The following is a 21795-nucleotide window of genomic DNA, read 5'->3' as shown; positions in this document are numbered from 1 at the left end:
AATGTAATAAGCAATGGATTCGACCAGATACCAGATACTCCTGCGGAAATATCAAAAATACATATTTCTTACACTGTACTTGTAATTTGAAAGTGTGCTCCTATCAAGCCGCTGATAGATGCGATTTCTCTATACCTTCAGAATCTTACAATTCATCACCAGATCTCGATTATCCTTGGGTCAACCTAGTGATGATGCTATTTTTAAATCCCAATCCCTACAGTCACAGTTCGCCATTCGCGAGCGCTGAGTCCGTATCAAGTAAACCTTGACTGAACAATATTAGCGATTCCAGCTGTCTGGAAGTTCTCGCCCTAGCCATTTTTCTAATTCGAGGTTAGCAGACTGGAAGTATTCCAAAAGAAATTGTCTAGTCTTCTGATCTGGCTTACCAGGAATGTCCGCGGTGCCTCGCATATTTTTTGCTAAATAGATAGCTGGTCGGCTCATTATTACGTTTGAATAAACCAATCTTGCTAGTGATTTCGGAATAAAATTCTTGGCCAGCTTGCCCGCATTTGTAGATTTTGCTTTTTCCCAGATAGATCTCATTTCTCGACGGCCGGTTAAATCTCCAGCTGGGTTTGCGTGCTCCATTTTTACGTCAACCATGCGAGAAACACCCAAGAAGTTAAATATCTTCTCCATCGCAATATGTACGTCCTGTAGTAAGTCTTCAAATAGAAGAACGTGTATTTGCGATCTTGGGAAAAAATTCGTGTAGCGATCTATCTGCTTAAAAAACAAACTGGCGTCGAGTATTTCTGGATATTCCTTTATAGCCTCTTCAAAAGGCAGTGATTTACTCCCTGCCGCCACACGCTCATTCATTCTATGCAAATAGTGTGACCAGCAGCGTTCAGCTGGATGACGAAGCAAATACAAAATTCGTACATCCGGATTTTCTTGATGCAGACGTTCCGGTACCTCCTTATAAACGCAGGCACGGGAGTATCCAGTTGAACATTCTCCGCATAACTGGTTTGGCTTGGCGTCCAAGAAGAGCGAGCTATACCAACTATAAAAACCATCATCACCAAATTTCTGCGAGAAATATTCTGGCTCCTTCGGTTGCGTGAGAAACAAATCAGGATGCGTGTCCAGCATGCGGTAAAGACTAGTAGTGCCTGCCTTCATGGCACCAATAAGTACAAAGTCAGGTTTTTTACTCCACTGGATCGGTAGCTCTGCAAGTGACGTGTTCATAGAGATAAGTAACCTAAGCACAATAGTGCAATCGTTAAGAAAATAACTGAAATATCCACTTTAAGTGTTATTGTTTTGTGGTGAGCCAATATCGAAGTCACTAGAACCCAGCCCAGCCATCTGGAAACTACCAGCCCGTAAAGCAGACCTGGGATGCCGGCAATTAGGATACCTATCGCCATGCCTGAAAACACCAAGATTGTGCGCGTACCCGTAATGCACATATGCAAGTATGAATTCCCCTTCGCTAAAAGGGCTCGCTCGCTGGTTGCCACGAGTACTTGCGCGACTGTCCCGATTGCTAAGATTTGCGCCATCCAGCCGGCGGATTGGTATCTTGAGTCATAAAGTAATCCAATGATTTCCTGACCGAAGAGTGCAATCAACCAGAGCGGAAGAGAACCCAATATTGCGATAGCAAAGCGTAATTGAGCGGTATCGGCTAGCTCTGTATCACTGTTCGACCTATACATTTTTGCATAGAGAGGGAAAAGTATATCGGTGGAAAGCCGAGTGATCAGTTCTAACACTACCACAGAGCTGAGCGCTGCAATCGAATAAATACCGAGATCACGTGTTGTCAGTAACTTGCCCAAGACAATTTTATCTGCTTCAACAAAAAGAAATGTCAAAGCCGTTGAAATTAAGATCCACCGACCAAAGCGAAAAATCTGGCGCGCCTGCTCTTTGTCAATTCCCCATTGATCCGGACGGCGTTCAGGCAACAAATGGCGGCTTAGTAGGCAGGTCATTAATGCAGTAACCGTTCCGCCAAACACTAGCGCCTCCACTCCGGGAGAAATCCAGGCCCAGGAAAGCATCACTGTGAAACCGGCGAATTTTGACGCAGCCTCAAACAAGACTTTGCGTTTTTGAATAACATGACGAACTGTAGAGTAAACCGCAGTAGATTGAATTCCGAGAATGACGCTACTGGCTCCTGTCACAGGAATTATCCAGAGCAATTCAGGCTGGTCATAAAAGAGTGCGGCTGGATACGCGAGTAAGGATACAAGCGCCCAAACACAAACCCCTTTGATAATCTGGATGCTCCAGACTGTATCCAAAAATTTAGGATTGTCACCATTTTGGTGATATATCACGTTACCCCTGAGTCCAACATCGGCAAACATCGAAACGCCTTTGTTAACTAAATACGATAGAGCCACTAATCCCAATATTTCCGGCGCCAGCAATCGTGTTAACGTAAGGCTGCTAACCATGCGTAGAAGAATTGCAAACGCATGCCCGCCAATAATCCATAAAGATCCCTTAAGGGCGAGCTTTCTAAATCTCTGTGAAACGCTATCTAAAGGTAGGGTTTCGGTCGAAGAGGTCGAGTATTGCATTCAGGAGTTTTCGTACAAAGTAAAATATCTACTGGCAGGTTTAAGGAAAAATATTAAACGTTCAGTCAAGATGAGCAGTAATCTGGGCGAGAAAAAATGTATCGAGGCTCATCGTAAGTAAAAACAAACTGGGATTAATGATACGAGTTATTGCCATACATAGTCATTCTATTTTAGTGGGACGTTCTTGCCAGTTTGTTCAGCGAGATTGGGAAGACCTGTATGATGCAATCACCCAGTTAATCCGACGGCTAACATGAAAGGTTCATCAAGATTTAGTTGGTAGAGTTAAGCTGGATAGGAGTCAAAATGTCACGCGGCCAGTTCTACCAGCTAATTCATACATCTTAGCAGACTGGATGGTCTGAAATTCGAAGTATATCCGTTGCACTATACTGGGGCGGCTGGACCGCAATGCCTTCATTTATAGTGCGATTGATTCTTGGCCTGGGTAGTTTCTCAAGAATTAGCTACAAACGGGATCTCCTGAACGGAGGAACGCGACTGATTTCTGAATCTGATAGCTCTTGTGTGGCTGAAGTGGGCTAAATCTTGCAGGAAAGAGATGCAGCTTTTTAAAAGCAATGAAGAGTTGTGGAAGATAAAGTGCTTAAAAATTCTTGGCAGAAGAAAATGGAAATTTGGAAGGCTCTTCTCTCTTGTATTCTTCTGTAATTGATTATCACTGATAGCGTAAGGCACTATAAAGTATCTGTAGCACAGGCAAAATTGGTACGTTTTTGCTGGCGCCAACTGGTACGGCGCGAAGTTCTTTAGCCGTGTTTGCAGTAAGAAGAGGCAGGAACAGAAACTTTAGATTATTAAAAAATTGAAGTGTCGTACCACTTAAAATTATTTTTGATAAGTGGTTCACAAATTGTTGTTTTATGTTCTTCGTACGTATACTCTCGATTGCTTGTTGATGGCAGGGATCTAAAGATCTATCTATTCGAAGTTGCGCCGTCAATTACATTTAATTGAGACGATCAAGGGGATAAGTCACCGTATTCGGTACGATTGTAAGTTTTTGACTGCTTAGAGCCAATGTTGAATATGGCACTAATAATGGATCGGTAGCCGATGTGAATACGGAAATTAGATGTCCAGATAATTGTGTATTAATTGCTGTAATTTTAAGTATCTATTGGTCAATTATCTGAAGGCAAGTCTACGGCAAAAAACTAACTGAATTCGCAAGGCAATGGAAGCTACTTGCGATTATTACTTATTGGAGGGGGAGGATGCACCAGGGATGGATCCGTATGGGCCGAAGTGGCCTGGCTCTTGTGTACAGGTTGCTCGATAGCCTGTTGATTTCTCTTTTATTGTTAGCTTGCCTCTTGGCCTTCGACCATAACATAACGAAAGATTGGTTGATAATCGGGCTTATCGGTGTTTCAGGTTTTGCCTTTCTTGCTGAATCCGTCGATCTCTATCGCTCATGGCGAGCTGACGGTTTTCTTAAAATGTTGGGTGCCACCTCGTTCGCCTGGGTCGCTGTCTGTTCTGTGCTTTTATTGGTGGGTTATTTTGCCAAATTGGGGGCCGATTACTCGCGTCTGGTTATAGGTTGCTGGTTCGTTACCGTCCTTTTCGTGCTCTGTGTCTGGAGATTTGCGCTGCGCCAGCTTTTGTTCTACCTGCGCGCCAGAGACTGGAATACCCGCTCTACGGTCATTGTCGGAGCGACTTCTTCGGGGGGCAGGTTGGCTCGCGATATCATATCAAATCCTGAGATTGGGATTCGCATAAGAGGCTTCTATCGGGCTTATGGTGCCAGTGAAGATCGGCAGGGTTTCGAAAAGGAAACAGGACTCAGATGCCTGGGAAATACTGAAGCCGCAATCAATGACGCACGTAGTGGAAAGCTGGATCTGGTCTATATCGCCCTGCCGATGAGAGACGAAGACTGCATTGCAGAAATACTGACAGGTCTTGCTGACAGTACAGTTACTGTTCACGTGTTGCCAGACTTTTTCGTGGCAAATATGCTTCATGCCCGACTTTACCAGGTCGGAGAAAGCAACCTCTTGAGTGTCTATGATACACCGATAGAGGGTCTGAACAGCTGGCTTAAGAGACTGGAAGACCTGATCCTCTCTACCGTTATTCTACTTCTTCTCACTCCATTGATGTTATTTATAGCGGTTGGAATCCGGTTGTCATCACCAGGTCCGATAATTTTTCGACAGCGTCGATATGGGTTAGACGGTCGCCAAATTGAAGTGTGGAAATTTAGAAGTATGACATGCCAGGATAACGGTAATGTCGTAGTCCAGGCGCGGCGAAATGATCCCAGAATTACTCCTTTCGGCGCGTTTTTACGTCGCACCTCGCTGGATGAGCTTCCCCAGTTCCTGAACGTATTGCAGGGCAGTATGTCGATTGTCGGCCCTCGGCCCCACGCGGTAGCTCACAATGAGCAGTATCGCTCATTGGTTAGCGGTTACATGTTACGCCATAAAGTAAAACCAGGTATTACAGGGTGGGCACAGGTCAATGGTTGGCGGGGCGAGACAGACACATTGGACAAGATGAATCAACGGGTAAAGCACGATCTCCACTATATCAGGAACTGGTCAATATTTCTCGATATACGAATCGTCCTATTGACGATTATCAAGGGGTTTACTGGAAAAAACGCCTACTGAAAAGGCAAGTTCTCATCCAATAATTTCAATGGAATGATAAATGAAGCCCAGGACAAAGTGCTGTGTGATATCTGGCGTGCTCTTCATGTATCTGGAGACTCCCTTTGCCAGTGCTGCAGTGGAGTTGCCGGCAGGCATCGATTTATCGCCTGAGCTGAGTATGACATACCAGTACGATGACAATGTTACGAATAGTGCAGATGGCATTATTGAAAGCTGGGTCATCGCGACTCACGCGGCGCTGAATCTTGAGGCGATCGATCAGGTCGATAAATATCGATTAAGTTATAGCGCGGATCACGGCGAATACCAGGCAAGTGATGAAGATACATATACGGATCAGACACTTTCCGTAAGCGCGGATTGGAATATCAACAGCCGGATGCGAACCGCATTATCAGCTGGTATTGAAGACGCACACGAACAGCGAGGTACTGGCTTTTCCCAGAGTCTGGGCAACCAAATAGCGGCTCCTGAACGGTTTATTGCCAGGGATATCAGTGGCTTAGTGGGATACGGGCCAGACAGTAGCCGGTTACGCTTTGAAATAACACTCGGTACGAATACCAAGAAATATGATGGTGCAGAGAACCGGCAACGCGATAGAGGCAGCGATTACGGCGGAATCTCCACCTATATTGCAGCGGGCGGGAAAACCGAACTCGTAGCGGAGATAAAGCAGCGGCGTATCAACTACGATGTCCTGGCTGACAGTGGAAGCCAACTCGACAGCAGGGAAACAGGCTATCTTATTGGTGTCGACTGGCAAAGCGCTAAGACTGCCTTGAAACTGCGTATCGGACACCTTAATAAAAAATTCGAGGATGTCGAACGGGAAGCCTTCTCGGGACCGAGCTGGAAGGCTACCGTCGAATGGAAGCCCCTGAGTTACAGTACGCTTGCATTAAGCACCGAACGTAAGACGGACGAAATGCAGGGCTTCGGTGACTATTTAAATGTGATAACAAACTCTCTTGGCTGGGCTCACCAGTGGGGGAACCATTTCTCAACGGACATCACATACACCCAAGAAAATCGTGATGTAGAAGGGGCCGTTGATGTCGATCGTAGACAAAAGCTAAAGGCAGCCGATCTAGTCCTAAACTATCGTGTTAATTACTGGCTATCGTTTATGGCGGGTATTGATCATCGCCAACTGGAATCGAATAACGATTCTTTGGATTACCAACGCAAACTGACTTACATCGGGTTCAATGTTGCGATTTAAGTATCTGTAATAGCAGGCAATGTAATAATGAGATCATGTCAAATTTATTCCATGTTTAAGCCATATTTTATTGTATTTATTAGCGGCTTATTTATATCCGTCTTAGGCTTTGGTCAGAAGGTTTACGCACTAAGTGAAGCGGACTACAGACTCGGTCCCGGCGATCGGATTAACATAAGAGTCTACGGAGAAGAAGACCTTACGCTCGATACACTGTTAAACGACAGTGGTGTCATCAATTATCCATTTCTGGGTGAGCTTCAAGTCCTGGGCCTGACATCCAAGGAGTTGGAAGGGGTTATAACTTCTGGGCTTTCCGGTGATTATCTGGTGAGACCCATTGTCCATATATCCATTGTGGAGTACCGGCCTTTCTTCATTGATGGGGAAGTTAAGGTTCCCGGTGGCTATCCATTCCAGCCTGGCTTGACTATCGGAAAAGCGGCCGCCCTGGCCCATGGATTTACGGAGCGCGCCTCAAAAGACAAGATTTATATAGTCCGTGGTGCAGAGGAAAGTCAGGAAAAAATAAAGGCGGATATCTCGACCAAATTAATGCCGGGAGACATCGTTACCATAGAACAAAGGTTTTTCTAATGGAATCCAAACTGTCAAATGGATACGGTCCGGGTCAAGATGAATTTGTAGATGGAGAGTTAGTTGACCTTCGGAAGTATTGGCGGGTTACCCTTCTACATAAATGGAAAATTGTGGCTGCTACCATAGTCTTCGGCGCAGTTGCCGCTGCAGTTTTGCTGGCGCTAGCACCACGATATCAGGCAACGGCTATATTGAGTTTCGAAAACGGACAGGCAAACCTCGTCAAAATTGAGGATGTATATGAGTCTGGCAATCAGAATCGAGATTATCTCAAGACCCAGGAAGAGATTATAAAATCACGAAAAATTATCGATCGTGTTATAGATAAACTAAATTTGATTGAAAATGAAGAGTTCAGTATTGCCGAGAAAGGTGGCAGTTTTCTCCCATGGGCAGTTTTTAAAGGCACAGGGACGGAAAAGGAAGGTGAAGATGTATCTTCATCGTTAATAATTACCACTTCGACAGAAGATGAAAAACATTTAAAGCAAAAAGATATTGCTCTTCCCAATGATCTTGGGTCAGAGTTATTAACAGAATCTGAATCGGATATTGCCCAAAATAATACCTATTTGATAAGACCAGAATTGAAGGTTGGAAAATCATCCAATGATCAATTACGGAATATCGTTGCAAAGGAGTTTTATCGACACTTAAGCGTTGAAATGGTGCGAAACACCCAGTTAATTAAGATTACATTCGAATCGGAGTCTCCTGAATCTGCTGCCCGGATAGCCAATACGATCGCGCAGGTTTACATCGAAGCACAAAGAGAAGCCGGTGAAGAAGTAAGGCAGCGTGCAACCGCATGGTTAAACGAGCGTCTGGAGGCCGTGCGTACAAAATTAGAAGAATCAGAAAAAGCGCTGCACGATTTTCAGGAGAAGGAGAATCTAGTCGATCTGGATGGCGGGAAGCCTCTTACTGTTCAGGAGCTAAATGAAACGACTGCCCAATTACTCGAAGCTCGACGCAGGACGCAAGAAATATCCAGCATTCGGAGCCTGCTAAGTCAGGGGAAAGCAGACCTAAGTGACCTCACAGCTTTGCCTGGCGAACAATATCGTGCTGCTATTCAGGATTTGAAACGCGCTGAATCTGACGCGGAACGTCGCCTTGCGGAGCTATCCCTTCGGTATGGCAAGAAGCACCCAAAAATAATTATCGCGAATAGTGAGATTGCTTCGATTAGGAAACAAATTTCTGATGAGAAAGAGCAGTTACTAAAAGGTATAGAGAACGAATACCAGGCCGCCCTGAAGAATGAACGTTCTCTCGAGCTGGAGCTTGAGAAAATCAAGCGCGGTTATCAGGCCGCATCTATAAAAGAAATCCAGCATGCTGAACTAAAAAGGAAAGTAGAAATAGATCGGGGCTTATATAAGACATTCCTTACAAGAGTCAAGGAAACTAGTGAGGGGAGTGGCTTTGATAGCCCAATAGCTCGGCTTGCCGATCCGGCGGTTGCTCCGAGCGCGCCTGTTGATAACAAGCTCGTATTAATTGTTACCTTGACTATGTTGGTTGGTGTTGCAATTAGCGTGATTATTGCAGTCTTGTACGAATTCCTCTATGACAAGGTTAGAGGGCCCGATGACGTTGAAAACGTGTTAGGACATAACCTTTTTGGAGTGATACCTCTTGTTAAGGGAGCAGCGAATAATCGCTTGTCACTGCGTACCTATTTTAGTGAAGAGAACTATAGCTTCGCAGAGGCGGTGCGTACATTGCGTACGAGTCTGGTCCTCTCCCATTTGGACTCTCCAGCAAAAATTATTGCAATTACTTCTTCTATTCCTGGCGAAGGAAAGACAACGGTTTCCCAGTGCTTGGCCTTTTCCCTCGCGCAGATGGAAAAAGTACTTTTAATAGATGCGGATTTGCGCCGCTCTACAATTGGCAGGACATTCGGGCTGTCACCAAAGCGAGCCGGCCTCACTAACTTGATTTCTGGGAAGAAAAAGAGCGAAGAATGTATTTATCACGATAAAGCTTCTGGTCTGGACGTTATGCCAGCCGGCTCACTTCCACCGGATGCTCAAAGAGTGTTGGGGTCGGTCGGATTCGCCAATCATATCAAGCTTCTATCTCGAAAGTACGAGCGTATCATCATTGATACTCCTCCCGTACAGGCAGTAAGTGATGCCTTGCTGATTTCGCGTGTTGCTAGTGCCACCCTTTACGTCATAAAAAGCGGTGTTGCCAGAAAGCGTGTTGTCACTAAGGGAATTGAGCGTTTAGAGAGAGCAGGTACCTCTATTGATGGTGTCATTCTTAGTCAAGTGGACCTCAAAAAATGTTCAGAATACTCAAGCGAATATTATGGTTTTTATGGTGATAAATATGGATATGGCGCACCAGACCAAGTATTCGATGGAGACCCGAGACCCGTGTTAGATAGTGAAAAGCCTGCGGTTATCCGTGAGGCTGATTCCGACAAAGGTTGCCAGGCGTTGCCCAGGAATAATCTTCGAAGAGTGGAGACAGTGTGATCGATCTTCACTGCCATTTGCTGCCAGGGATTGATGATGGTCCTCGTGACATGGGGCAGGCGCTAGCGCTTGCACGGGCAGCGGTGGCAGATGGTATAACGCATGCTGTTGTGACGCCGCATATTCATGTCGGCCGATATCAAAATAGCCGGAGGTCCATCGCGCATGATTGCGTTGTAATGCGCGCCGCACTCGAGCGTGAAGGCATTGATCTGTCGCTGAATTATGCTGCTGAAATAAGGGTATGCGCAGAAATTCCTGGATTGGTAACGAAAAACGAATTGCCATTTCTTGGTTGCTGGCACGGCTTTCGCGTTTTGCTACTCGAATTGCCGCACAGCCATATTCCGCACGGTACAGAGCAGTTGTTTTCCTGGCTTATAGATAGGGGTATCAGGCCATTAATTGCGCATCCTGAAAGAAACCGGGATATTTTGCGCGACTATAATAATGCGATAAACCTCGTGGATAGGGGGTGTATATTCCAGGTGACCGCAGGCTCGCTGATTGGTCAATTTGGTGAGGGGGCCAAAGCGCGGTCCCTTCAGCTATTGAGATCAGGTCTTATTACGTTGTTGGCAACAGATGCTCATCATCTTGTGCGAAGGCCGCCTAACTTGAGTGAGGGGCGCAGGATGGCAGAGAAATTAGTCGGTGAGTCGAGATCCTGGGATCTGGTCTGGACCAATCCGGCAGTTATAGCTGCCAAACAATTTACCAGTTCTCTTTTTGAGTCACGCTGGGCTTCTTAAACTCGTTATCTTGTAGATATTAACTGCATCATTTTGGGGCGAATGTGTTGATACGTGAGACGTTCTGCACCCTTCCTTTGAAGTAACGGAGCCTATTCTTATTCCAAAGTTGGATTTAATAAATTGAGGGTATGTAGGGGAGAGTATTATCGGCGCGGAATAAAGTGATCTACATCACTTTGGAAAGATTTCGGCGGATTCTGCTTCCGACTGGATTGGTTCTATTCAAAAGCTCCGATTACTTTTGTGTCGTCATGATCTATTGCTGGCACGCACGGAGTTACTATGTTATTGCGTTCTGTTTTCATCTTGTTGATCTGTTTCTCTCTGGCCGCGTGCAATGGTGGGAGGGGTAACGGCGATAACGGCGGTGGTTCGAGTAGTGGTGGTTCCAGCGGTAGCTCAAGCTCTGGCTCGAGTTCGAGTTCGAGTTCGAGTTCGAGTTCGAGTTCGAGTTCGAGTGGCGGGAGTGGCTCATCCAGTAGTGGCTCCAGTAGTAGCTCGAGTGGCAGTTCAAACGACAATGCTGGATCCGCGCCGCACGAAACTCTCTGTTTAAAGGGGGGAGTCAGTAGTGATCCAAATGGCCAGTATGAACTGCCCGAACTGACGGAGGGACCTGCGTCAGACCATACCGGTATCATGATGGAAGAACATATGGCTGCATTGGCGCTAGTGGACTATACGCAAGCGACGCATGCTGCTGTAAGGGATGGTGACTGGTGTGACCCAGAGACATGGCATAACAAGGAGGTTCCGGGAGATGGTGCGCGCGTCGTTATACCTGAAGGTCGCCTGGTCACTTATGACGTAATATCACCCTCGCGACTGAAGACTTTGCGTGTCGATGGCGAGCTGTGGTTTTCGACGAAAGATTCTTCACAGTTGATCGTCGATACACTTTATGTGGATCGCCGTGGTGAACTTGTTATCGGCACCGAAGATCAACCTCTCCAGCCGGACGAGTATGTCAATATCCTATTTGCTGATAACGGTGATATTGACGTCAATTGGGACCCTATGCTATTGAGCCGCGGGATGATCGCTCATGGTAAAACAATTGTTCATGGCAGTCGGAAAACATCATTCCTTAAAGTTAGTGTGAATCCGGTAGCTGGTGACGATTTTCTGGCTTTGGCAGAAATACCCGTAAATTGGCGCATAGGGGATACTATCGTTATCACCGGTACGCAGTATTCCGGTTGGAAATGGGACAATGACTTACGCCAGGCGACTTACCACGGAACCCGTGATGAAGTGCGCAAGATAATGGCAATCCAGGATGATATCGTTACTCTCGATAGTCCACTGCAGTACAACCATCTTACACCACGCGCAGATCTAAAAGCGCGTGTTGCTAACCTCTCTCGGAATATAGTCTTTGGCTCTGAGAGCGATATATTGCTCCCGGTAAATCAGAGGGGTCATGTTATGTTTATGCACAATCCCGATGTCGATGTCCGATATGCCGAGTTTCTCAGGCTAGGACGGACGGATAAATCTGTGCCGAGCTTCAATGTGGAGGATCTTGATCAAGTAAGCTCCGATAGTAACGTCCGTGGCCGCTATAGTTTTCACCTTCATAGAGCTGGAACGGAAGACCCACGACATCCTGCGGTGGCAGAAGGGAATTCTGTTTTTGGTTCGCCTGGGTGGGGCTTCGTGCATCACGATAGTAACGCAGAGTTTTACAATAACGTTAGCTTTAATACATTTGGCGCAGGATTTGTTGCCGAAACAGGAAATGAAATAGGCTCTTGGATTCATAATCTCGCGATAAAGGCTGAAGGCAATAACGCTTTTAATCCCAAGAACGGAAATGATCGAGAGGCCTTTGATATGGCCCGAACAGGCGATGGTTTTTGGTTTCAGGGGAGGATGGTACGCAGTGCAGATAATGTCGCTGCGAGCGTGAATCACGGATTCGTGTATTTCCATCGGGGATCAGGTATGTTGGATTTTCCTGCAGATCATTTTATGTTGCCAGAGGCTCTCGGCTACGGAAGAAATGCAACACCCGATGATGTTCCTATCCGGAACTTCTATGATAATGAAGCGTTCGCTTGTACCGTCGGCTTATATGTTGTTAAAGCAAGCCCTATGCAGCAGCATGACATCCACACGATCTTTGAAAAATTTCGTGCTTGGGAAGTCCGGGCAGGCGCTGCTATCGAATATACATCGCACTATTTACTAAAAGACTTTGATCTTATTGGCAGTACTCCTGAGGCTTATCGGGCGCCGCTTTTTGGCATTGAATTTGGAAAAAACACTTCCGATATGGTAATCAACGACGCGAAAATTGAGTCCTTTCCAGATGGTATCCGGCTCAGCAAGGTTCAGACCAATTCGGAAAATTTAGGGCTGGATCAGTTTGTTGTGATCGATGCCGATTTTTCTGGCGTTACCACACCACTTGTAGATTATGATGAAGCAGTAGATTTGGTAATGGATTCCAGTGATTTGGTGCCAAATCGCTTTATGATTGACCTTGGAAATGATGGCCACTTCGAATATATGAGTGCTTCAACTACCGCCGGATCTGGGGTTGAGTACAGTGGTGAAAAAACCGATAGTATTGGTGTTAACCCGCTTCCGGGGGGGGCAGACGAATTGGGCGTACCCTTTTATGACATGATCGCTTTATTGGAGAGGGATGGTTATTACCGAGATCCAAATGGCGATGCCTATGCAATTGTAGAGAATTACTTTAGCGACCGTGCTACCGCCGAGATTCATAAATACGGGTTCAAAACGTATCTTGGCCCGGAGGTGGATGCAGCTATGCAAAGTCCATATACCGCATGGAAAGGAGCGATCTATCGCGGCGAAATCGATCTGGATAGCAGCCCACCACTGGGGAATGATGATTCTGCCGAGGTTGTTGCTGGAACCGAGGTGACAATTGATTTGCTGGCAAACGACACGGATCCCGATGGCGATTCGCTAAAAGTAGACGGTATAGTGCACCCGAACTACGGAGCCGTTTACGATAACGGCGACGGCACCATTACTTATAAAGCGATCGGTGGATTTACTGGCAGCGAGGAATTCCGATACTGGGTAACGGATGGCCAAGGCAACTTCTCGCCGGCACAGGTCACGGTAACTGTGACAGCACCATAAAGATCAGAGTACTGCCGCCCATTCAGGACGGCAGAAAATCAATGGAATAGTTGAGTGTCGTTTGCTCGACATTATCCGCACCGAAGTTGATCAGGCGGATCCGCGCAAGAAGCTTGTGTTCCAGTGCCGGGCTATCCAGTTCACTGCTGATCAGCTTGATCGCCGAAATACTGCCATTGGCCTCGATGACCAGCTGTACCGTCACTTTGCCCTGTAGTGTCGGGTCACGCCGGAGAGCGCGATTATAGATTGCGTAGATTGCCCCTTTATTCGCTTCCATGATGCTGCGGATGGCGGCTTCAGCCCTCGCTGATTTTTCCCTCCGAACTTTCTTGCCCGCTTCCCGGGCGGCGCCACTCGCCTGCGCAGTCTTAACAACCGTGGTTTCGCGGGCGGCCAGGGCAGCACCGCCTGTGTTGCGACTTAGCTTGGCGGTATTCACACCACCACTCGAGGTCTTAGAGCGATCAGAGATTAGCGAACGGTCGATGGTTTGGGCTCTGGCGGCACCGGCTGTCAGTTGGCCGCCACTGACTTCCGCGACATTTACGCTCTCGCGCATCGCCAGGAGATCATCCTGCATCTGCATTAGCCCGCTGTTGGCGGCTTTTTCCCGAGCCAGCTGAACCTTGGCGGCCGGTGGTTTTTCCTTGGGTATCGGCTTTGCTTCAACTTTCTTGGCTACCGGCGCTTTCTTCGGCTTTTTCTCGACCTCTTTGATTACAGGCTTGGGTATGGGCTTCGGTTTGGGTAGTGCCTTCTTTTCGAGAATTACCCGTGCCAGCTGCGGCGGAACCCGTTCGGCCTGTTCGCGGCTGAGTTCCGGAATAGGTATCAAAGCTACGGTGATTCCCAGCAGCACAAAGGCGATGAGACCGTTACGCAGATAGCGCCGGAATCGCTCATCCTCTGCTGCTGAAGCAGACCAGGGCAGCACGGCATCCTGCAATTGCCAGGGGGGAAGCGGAGTTCTCATTGCGGTCGCCATATCAGCCGTCGACCCCCGGCGGATCTTCTGGTGATGTCTGGTTGACCGCAAAGGCCATATCGCGGAAGTCCGCTGCCGCGCATGTACGCATAATCTGCCGCAGGAGTTCATAGGGCACCATTTCGTCGCCCATGATGGTCACAGCGCGTCCGGCCGCCTCTTTATCCGCCGACAATGGGCCGGCGCGGTTGGCGAGGTATTCGAGCTCCCTGAACAGCGGTTCGATTTTATCGGCATTGAGATCGATGTCGTCGACCTCTGCGACCAGCCGTTCTCCAACATACAGCTGCTGGTTGTTGACCCGGACGAGGGCGGTCATCTCCGGTTTCTGCTGTGCGGTGGATTCCGGCAGCTTGATGGTTTTATCAGTCTGCAGCACTTCGACATCAGAGGAGTTCACCAGTAGGAAGAAAACCAGAATGGTGAAGATATCCATCAGGGAAACGAGATTGAGTCTTGACTGCTGTTTCTTCTGGCGCTGTTTACGCTGCTGCAGTTTGGCGCCCACATTTAAATTCATGTTATTGCCCCGCTGCCGTTTGTACCAATTGTGTCGCAGCCGGCGCATCGCCCAGGGATATCTGCGGGAAGAGCTCGGCATCCACTACGGAGGCGGCTACCACAGCGCGGTAGCTGCGGGCGGTATCCATCGCTTTAACCAGGGTTTTGTACGGTGTATGGACTTCCGACAGGATGACCAGGTCCTTCTTCTCGATGGATTTTTCGGCGAGCTGCCGTTTCACTTCCTGCAGTACATTCGACATTGTTGAGAAGTCCGGCTGGCCGTTTTTATTGGGGATGCGTTTTACCCGCATACCGGCCGGATAGTTGATGTCGATATGATCGTGTCGCAGCACCACTTCCAATTGGCGGTTTTCTTGCGCGCTGGCACTGGCCTCGCTGAGCCCCGGCAGGTTCAGCTTGAGTACGGAAATGTGCGAAAACACCATATTCAGTAGCAGGACAGGAACTAGAATTGTCATCAGGCTCATAAATGAGGTGATATCCAGTTCCGCATCCGTGGAAGCCCGCCGGCGAAGATTCAGTTTGAGCATAATTGCCAGCCGTCAGCTTTTTGCCGCTTTCTGTTCTGCCATCTGAATCCGCCCCATGCTGAGCAGGTTCAGGTATTTCACACCGGCCATCTGCAGGCTGTCGACGATCTCGTTGGTCTTGTTCTGCAGCATGGAATAGAACAGCAGCAGCGGAATGGCGGAGATGAGACCGAAAGCCGTGGTATTCATGGCGACGGAAATACTGGAAGAGAGCATGGACGCCTTTTCGGATGGGTCGGCATTGGCCACTGCCGTAAAGGCGGCAATCAGGCCCATGATGGTGCCGAGCAGCCCCAACAGAGTGGCGATATTGGCCAGGGTTGCCAGGTAGCTGGTGCGTTTTTCCAGCCGCGGCACCGCTTCGAGAATGCCTTCCTCGATTGCCAGGGCAATGTTTTCGTCCCGTTTGGCGTACTGCAATGTCCCGATACCCGCGGCAGCGATGCGTCCCATGGCGGCTTTGTTTTCACGGGCGAGCTGCAGGACGCCGTTGTAATTGCGCTTCTGCAGCATCGGCAGTACCTGTTGGTAGGCGCGACGGTTGGCGGTCTTCGCCAGGGACAGGAAAATCCAGCGCTCCACGACCATCGCCAGGCCGATGACCAGCACCAGGGCAATGGGGTACATGAAGGGACCACCGTTCTGAAAAAAGCGCAGCAGCGCCTGAGTGAATTCCATATGCCGACCTCCGGGCGATTCTATGGTTACTGTTTGGATTCTATTTGTTGTTCTGACTGCATCTGCTCGATTTCACGCTGCAATTCTGAATATTCGCGGTGTGCAAACACGTCGCCGATCGTCTGTGGCAGGCTGCTTTCCAGCCGTTTCAGGCTGTCCGCCTGCTTCCACGGAATAATGTAGAGGACATTTGGTTCCTCGCGGTTGCCGATGATTGTCGATTCAAGGTTGACCGCCGCCTCTTCTGCAGTGGCGGGTGCGGCCAGCACGCTGGCCAGCATCAAGGCTGTTATTGCTTTGTGGGCCACGTTGCGCATCAGAGTCTCCGCTCCAGTTCCACGATCCAGCCGGAGAGTTGCTTGTCCGGCTCCTCGAGTGCGGCCTGGGCCGCGCGATAGTGTGGCAGAGCCTTGTCCGGCTGGTGCAGGTAGAGGTCGTACAGTATGCCCAGGTTGCGATGCGCATCGCCGTAGTCGGGCCAGCGCTGCAGCGCCGCTTCATAGCACTGCCGGGCCTGGTCAAATCGACCGGTATCGCGCAGCAGCGCCGCCAGCTGGTTCCAGGCAAAGATGTTGTTATCGTTGACCTCAATGGCGTGGCGCAGACTCTGTTCCGCTGCCTGTGTCTTGTCGGCGCGCTGCTGCACTATGCCCAGGTTGAGCCAGAGCCCGGACAGTGTGGGCCAGGTTTCTGTCAGCTTGATTAATTCCGCTTCGGCCTGTGCCAGATTTCCGTCGTTATAGGCCTGATGTGCAATTTCCATTCCGTCTCTTGCGGCCTGCGGAGCGCGCTCCGGCTCTGCGAGATAGGGATTGGCTGTCGCTGTGGCCGCATTGCCAGCAGTATCCGCAGGTGGCGTCGTGACGGAACTACAGGCCGCGAGCAATAGTATTGTTCCCGCGGCGAGGCTCCTTGCGATCCAGTTGGGGCGATAAGTCTGGGCGTCAGTGCAGTGCATCGCTCCACTCCAGAGTTTTTTCCTGTTTCTGGTAACGCGCCGGCAACAGCCGCGCGAGGGAGTCGAAGCTGCGCTTGATCCACCCATCGTAAATGCCGTCGCTGGTTCGCTGGATGTTGGCCTCGTGCAATTCGATCGCCTTTTCCTCGAACGGGTAGGCCTGCTCTTCCAGCAGGATTTCATACTGCTCCAGTTCCAGCGCATTCAGGCCGCGGGGGCGCTGTGAGTCCATCAGGTCGCGGCTGAGCTGCCGGTAGACTTCCGCCAGGCGAAAGTTGGCCTGGGTTGTGAACTCGGCGATATTGAACTGAAGTACTTTGCGATAATCCGCGACGGCGGTATCCATTGCCTGTTTCTTCCTGGCGAGACTCGGTTTCAGCGGCAGGCGCAGCTGCAGTTGCGCAAAAGCCTGGTAACTCTGCTCGGCCAGCGCACTCTGGCCGTAGGCCGCCAGGTAGCGACCGCGGGGCGAGGTATCCCCGTTGCCGGCCAGTTGCTGCAACCAGCGGTTGCGCTCGCTATTACCCTCTTCCAATAGCTGCGTCAGTTGGTATTGCGCTTCCAGCCGTTGCTGCGCCGGTTGCGGCCACTGGGTGCTGTACTGGCGGTAGGCGTCGATCGCCTTGGATTTTTCTCCGGCTTCGCGATAGGTTTCCGCGGCCATAAACAGGGACTGTCGGCGCACCTGTGGATCTGAATCCCCGGCAGCCAGACGCATCAATTCATCGGCAGCGGCAGAAGGTAACTGCAGTGCCTGGAAAATGACGACGGCCTTGGCCGCGAGGGTCGGGGTGAGTCGGTGCGCCGGATAAAAGCGTCGGAAATCCGCCAGCTCAGCACTGGCCCTTTGCCATTGCTGCAGTTCAATCAGCTGGTTGATGGCATCATACTGGGCCGTTGCCGCGATCTCTGTGCGGCCGCTGTCGCGGATGCGCAGCAGATGTTCCAGGGCACTGTCATTGTCGCCCTGCTGCTGCGCCAACTCCGCCTGGCGATAAATGGCGGCCTGGAGACGCTGCTGTGCTGCGGTGTGGAGACTGTCGCCGTCGGCACTGAGCTGCCAGGCAGTGGTATAGGCCTGTTCCGCATTGGCAAAGTCCTCGAGCGCAAAATAACTGTGGCCGCGGATCATGGCGATCTGCTGTTGTTGTTTTATATCCGGCTGCGGTTGCCAGAGTGCCGCGCGTTCGGTTGCGGCGATAGCTTCCACATACTGCGACTGCTGTAGCAACTGGTCCGCGGCGGCGAGTAATACCGGCAGTGCACGGGTATCCCCCGGCCATGATTCGGCAAACTTCAGGCTCGCCTCAGTATTGCGCTTCAGCCACAGGTCCCGTGCGACGGTATTGCCGGTAGCAGATTGGCTCTGCATCTTCGTAGACATGAGGATAGCGGCATAACCGGCTTCGGGGCCGCGCTTGTTATCTTTGTATTGCCAGGCTACGTCGCTGTATGCCTGCCACGCGCGGGCGTATTCACCGGCCTGTTCCAGGCACTCTGCCATCAGGAAAACGCGTTCCGGTGTGGCGCTGTCGTCGGGAAAGGTATCGGCAAACTGTTGGTAGAGCGCCGCTGCGTCGAGAAAGGCGCGACGGGACTGTGCGGCCAGTTGCCGCTGTTCGCGCGCGCTCTTGCTGCGCTGGGTCGCCAGTGCCTGGGCACGGGCGTGATCGAACTGCGCGAGCTCTGTGAGCCACGGACGCAACCAGCCGCGCAGCCTGTCGCGCTGCTCCGCGTCGGCGTGCTCCCAGTAATCGCTGCGGATTCCGTAGCGCTGTACATACTGTCGTTTGGCCGGCAGGACTTCGTCGTCGAGCCTGGCCTTCTGTAATGTCTCGATGGCGCGAAGATGTAGGGCCGGCGCTTCGGTGCTCTGTGGGTAGTGTTCGACAAATGCGAGGAATGCATCGGCACTTTCGCGATAGCGTTCCTTGTCCGCGTACCAATCGCCGAGGGCGCTGTACAGGCGGTGTTGATACGGTCGACTGCCGCCTGCCGGATTGAAGGATTCGATGGCCGCGGCACCGCCCTGGTAACTCAGGTCCAGTGCCAGGCCGCGCAGGCTGTCCTGCGCGAGCCGCTGTTGTCCTTGCGGCAGCTGCGCCAGCGGCGCGCGCTCATTCAAGCGGTCGAGGAGGTCGAGAAATGTTTCTGTCGATGCGCGGTAATGCGCCGATTTAAGCTGTGACCAACCGAGCATATAGCGCGCATTGTCGGCGAAGGGGCTGTCCCCATCGGTTTCCGTACGCTGCAGCAGCGCGGTGAAATCACGCGCTGCAGCGTCATGGTCCCTGCGGTTGAACGCCGCTTCGCCGCGGCGGAACAGGACTTCGCCGATGAACGGGGACTCCGGTGCGGCACTGGCAATGTCCTCGAGCGCCTGTAGCGATTGCGTCGTCTCGCCGTTCAGCGCGCGGGCCCGCGCCAGCCGGTAGAGAATATAGTCGTCGTCCGGTGCTGCCGCCGCCAGTGCCTCATAGCGCTGCACCGCGCTGTTGTAGGAGACCGCCGTACCCGGATGCTGCGCCTGCTGCTGTTCCAACCGCTCCATTTCCAGGTCCGCCAGCCGCAGCTGGATCTGTCGGCGCGTATGCGGATCCATACTGCTCGCCAGGGCCGCTTCATAATTGCGCTGCAGTTCGGCGATATCCGGCTGCGGCACGGTGATGGCGGGTTCGGCTGGCAGTGTGGCGGTCGGCAGGTTCGCGAGGGTAGCCGGCGGTTGGTTACTGCAGGAGGCAGTTACAGCGCAACTGATGGCGAGCGCGAGAATCTTTCCGGAGTGGCCGTACAATTGCTTACGCATCGTCGTTCCCCGTTTCCAACACCGGGGCAGCGGGAGCGGCCTGAAGGGCGCTGTCCTGTAGTCGGGCAATGGCGAGCCGGCTGTGTGCCATGTACTGCTGAATCTGGCTACGTTCGCGATTCAGGGCGGCGAGGACATCGCGACGTATTGAAGCCTCAATAGTCGCGGTGGCATCGGCGATGGCATCGCGCTGTTTCGCCAGGCGCGGTGTGGCGCTTTCGACCTTATTCTGCAGTTGCTGGAGCTGCGGCGCGCGTTGCGCAATCTGCTCGACTTTCCGCTGGCGCGCGGTGGCCAGCTGAATTTGTTTGTCGAGCCCACTCAGGGTCTTGCGCTGTTGCCACAGGTTCTCGTGATACTGCTCGCTGGCACGCCATAGAAGGATACCGCGCGCGCGTTCCAGGCTGGTTGCCTGGGTATCGCGTGCCATCCCGCGGGGCGCGAGTTTGCGGTAGCGGGCTTCTGCGTCTTCAATTCGCGCCAGTGTTTTGGCATCGGTACCGCCACTGGCACGCAGTAGTGCGAGAAAATCTCGCTTGTCTTGGATCCGGGTCAGTGCACTTTCCAGTGCCCGGTACTGCTGCTGGGCAATTTCCACCTGTTGATCGTACTGCGCACTGTTATAGCCATCGACGATATTACGTCGGCGTTGTTTGCGATCGGCAATCAGCTGATCGAACAATGGCAGGCGCTGTTGCCAGCGATCGATGACCTGTGCGAGCTGTTGTAGATCGCGCAGTTCCGACAGGCGCAACTGAAAGGCGTCGCTCTCCAGGATGTGGTGCAGGTAGCGGCGATTGTCGCGCAACAGCGACGGCGTCTCCGCCAGTTGCAACCATCCGTAGCGCTGGATATCGGTGTCCTGCGTCGGCACAAACTGCAGCGCGCTCACATCCCTGACCAGCTGCTGCAGTTCACTGAGCGACGCGCGGTACTGCTGCTCTGCCTGCTGATAGGCGACCAGTGCGGCTTTGGGGCGCTGCAGCTTTTCGTAGCTGAAGGGCAGTGCCACCAGTGCCTCGCGGGCCGCTGGTGTGTTGCTGTTGCGATCGCGCAGAAATTGCAGTGCGTCCACGGCCGTCTGGTATTCGCCACTGTTGATCGCCGCCCAGCTCATGCCGAGTAGAGCGCGATCGGCCCAGGCGGTGTGCAATCGCACACGGCGGAATTCTTCCAGTGCTTGCGCATAGCGCTGCTGCAGCGCAAAGGCGTATCCGGCACCGATATGAGTGCGGTCACGCAGGATTTCGATTTCACTGGATGCATCGCTTGCGACCGCCAGCGCACTGGCCAGCTGGTAGTAACGCACCGCTTCGCCGTAGCGTTGCGCACGCGCCAGTGCCGCAGCGATATTGATTTGCGCGAGCACGCGTCGGCTCGCCGACACCCTATCTTTGTCCAGATTTTCCAGGCGCTGTTGTGCCGTTGCGATGTCACCGCCGCGCAATGCGAGGTTCACTGCCAGCGGGGTTTCAGCGGCTGCGCCGGAGTTCTGCAGATATTCGGTACTGAGGGACCAATTCTGCTGTCGATAGGTCAATTCGGCGAGTTTCAGCCAGGCGACGTGGCGGTAGCGGGCAAGGGATTCCGGATCGCCATCGGCTTTTTCCAGCTGCCGGGTAAACAGGTCCGCGGCGCGCTGCTGCATGCCAAACCCGAGGCTGATTCCACCTTCGATCAGTTCCGCGTTGTCCGCATGCACGCGGATACTGCCGCGCTGTCCGGCGACCATCAGGGTGCTCAGCGCGTCGAAATAGTTACCCTGGAAATAATCGTACAGCGCGACCCCGTAGGCCATGTCCTGGGCCTGGGTATATTTTTCGTCACCAATGGCTGCGGTTGCGGCGCCGAACAGCGCTGCCGCCAGGGAGATTCTGTTGACCAGGGATCGATACAGCATCGCGGG

17 protein-coding genes are annotated in these 21795 nt (G+C 51.4%); 6 read left to right on the top strand and 11 right to left on the bottom strand.

Going from position 1 to position 21795, the window contains the following annotated elements; translation table 11 throughout:
- Positions 1-282: 282 nt before the first annotated feature.
- Both IG168_RS06105 and IG168_RS06100 read right to left on the bottom strand, forming a co-directional pair.
- A complete protein-coding gene (locus tag IG168_RS06105) occupies positions 283-1206 on the bottom strand; it encodes a sulfotransferase family protein (protein WP_193162913.1) in 924 nt (307 codons plus the stop codon).
- Positions 1203-2555 (bottom strand): oligosaccharide flippase family protein, encoded by a 1353-nt coding sequence (locus IG168_RS06100; protein WP_193162911.1) that lies wholly within the window; start codon positions 2553-2555, stop codon positions 1203-1205. Before IG168_RS06100 ends, IG168_RS06105 begins: the two co-directional genes overlap by 4 nt.
- A 1241-nt stretch (positions 2556-3796) precedes the next feature.
- Here IG168_RS06100 and IG168_RS06095 point away from each other — a divergent pair.
- The 5 genes from IG168_RS06095 (at position 3797) to IG168_RS06075 (ending at position 10278) form a co-directional block, all read left to right on the top strand.
- On the top strand, positions 3797-5206 hold the full coding sequence (locus IG168_RS06095) for an undecaprenyl-phosphate glucose phosphotransferase (RefSeq protein ID WP_193162909.1): 1410 nt from the start codon (positions 3797-3799) through the stop codon (positions 5204-5206).
- 85 nt (positions 5207-5291) lie between these two features.
- A complete protein-coding gene (locus IG168_RS06090; RefSeq protein WP_193162900.1) occupies positions 5292-6434 on the top strand; it encodes an outer membrane beta-barrel protein in 1143 nt (380 codons plus the stop codon).
- Positions 6435-6485: 51 nt separating this feature from the next.
- Positions 6486-7031, top strand: a complete 546-nt coding sequence (locus IG168_RS06085; protein WP_226876581.1) for a polysaccharide biosynthesis/export family protein — start codon at positions 6486-6488, stop codon at positions 7029-7031.
- Positions 7031-9526: a GumC family protein gene (locus IG168_RS06080; protein ID WP_193162898.1), complete on the top strand. Its 2496-nt coding sequence runs from the start codon at positions 7031-7033 to the stop codon at positions 9524-9526. Before IG168_RS06085 ends, IG168_RS06080 begins: the two co-directional genes overlap by 1 nt.
- Positions 9523-10278, top strand: a complete 756-nt coding sequence (locus tag IG168_RS06075; protein ID WP_193162896.1) for a tyrosine-protein phosphatase — start codon at positions 9523-9525, stop codon at positions 10276-10278. The genes IG168_RS06080 and IG168_RS06075 overlap by 4 nt, the downstream gene beginning before the upstream one ends.
- 221 nt (positions 10279-10499) lie before the next feature.
- Here IG168_RS06075 and IG168_RS06070 read toward each other — a convergent pair whose 3' ends face one another.
- Positions 10500-10802 carry a hypothetical protein gene (locus IG168_RS06070; protein WP_193162894.1) on the bottom strand — a complete coding sequence of 101 codons (303 nt, stop codon included), beginning with the start codon at positions 10800-10802 and terminating at the stop codon, positions 10500-10502.
- A gap of 118 nt (positions 10803-10920) precedes the next feature.
- Between IG168_RS06070 and IG168_RS06065 the strand changes: the two genes are divergently transcribed.
- The gene (locus IG168_RS06065; RefSeq protein WP_193162892.1) at positions 10921-13404 is read left to right on the top strand and encodes an Ig-like domain-containing protein; all 2484 of its coding nucleotides are present in this window, start codon (positions 10921-10923) and stop codon (positions 13402-13404) included.
- A gap of 22 nt (positions 13405-13426) precedes the next feature.
- On the opposite strand, the gene IG168_RS06060 is transcribed toward IG168_RS06065, so the two are convergent.
- The 8 genes from IG168_RS06060 to IG168_RS06025 form a co-directional block, all read right to left on the bottom strand.
- Positions 13427-14380 (bottom strand): AgmX/PglI C-terminal domain-containing protein, encoded by a 954-nt coding sequence (locus tag IG168_RS06060; RefSeq protein ID WP_226876579.1) that lies wholly within the window; start codon positions 14378-14380, stop codon positions 13427-13429.
- Between the two features lie 13 nt (positions 14381-14393).
- Complete coding sequence (locus IG168_RS06055) at positions 14394-14912, bottom strand: ExbD/TolR family protein (protein ID WP_193162890.1); 519 nt, start codon at positions 14910-14912, stop codon at positions 14394-14396.
- 1 nt (position 14913) lies between these two features.
- The gene (locus tag IG168_RS06050; RefSeq protein WP_193162953.1) at positions 14914-15438 is read right to left on the bottom strand and encodes a biopolymer transporter ExbD; all 525 of its coding nucleotides are present in this window, start codon (positions 15436-15438) and stop codon (positions 14914-14916) included.
- Positions 15439-15459: 21 nt separating this feature from the next.
- Positions 15460-16125, bottom strand: coding sequence for a MotA/TolQ/ExbB proton channel family protein (locus IG168_RS06045; RefSeq protein ID WP_193162888.1), 666 nt, complete (start codon positions 16123-16125; stop codon positions 15460-15462).
- 26 nt (positions 16126-16151) lie between these two features.
- Positions 16152-16442 carry a hypothetical protein gene (locus IG168_RS06040; RefSeq protein WP_193162886.1) on the bottom strand — a complete coding sequence of 97 codons (291 nt, stop codon included), beginning with the start codon at positions 16440-16442 and terminating at the stop codon, positions 16152-16154.
- Positions 16442-16888 carry a tetratricopeptide repeat protein gene (locus IG168_RS06035; protein ID WP_193162884.1) on the bottom strand — a complete coding sequence of 149 codons (447 nt, stop codon included), beginning with the start codon at positions 16886-16888 and terminating at the stop codon, positions 16442-16444. The genes IG168_RS06040 and IG168_RS06035 overlap by 1 nt, the downstream gene beginning before the upstream one ends.
- 181 nt (positions 16889-17069) lie before the next feature.
- Entirely contained in the window at positions 17070-19889 is a 2820-nt protein-coding gene (locus IG168_RS06030; RefSeq protein ID WP_193162882.1) for a tol-pal system YbgF family protein, read from the bottom strand.
- Entirely contained in the window at positions 19882-21789 is a 1908-nt protein-coding gene (locus IG168_RS06025; protein ID WP_193162880.1) for a hypothetical protein, read from the bottom strand. Before IG168_RS06025 ends, IG168_RS06030 begins: the two co-directional genes overlap by 8 nt.
- Positions 21790-21795 lie beyond the last annotated feature (6 nt).

Origin of the sequence: Microbulbifer hainanensis (assembly GCF_014904735.1) — a bacterium.
Taxonomy (GTDB): Bacteria; Pseudomonadota; Gammaproteobacteria; order Pseudomonadales; family Cellvibrionaceae; genus Microbulbifer; species Microbulbifer hainanensis.
Note: the sequence above shows the minus strand (reverse complement) of the source record. Positions and strands in the feature narration are given on the sequence as shown.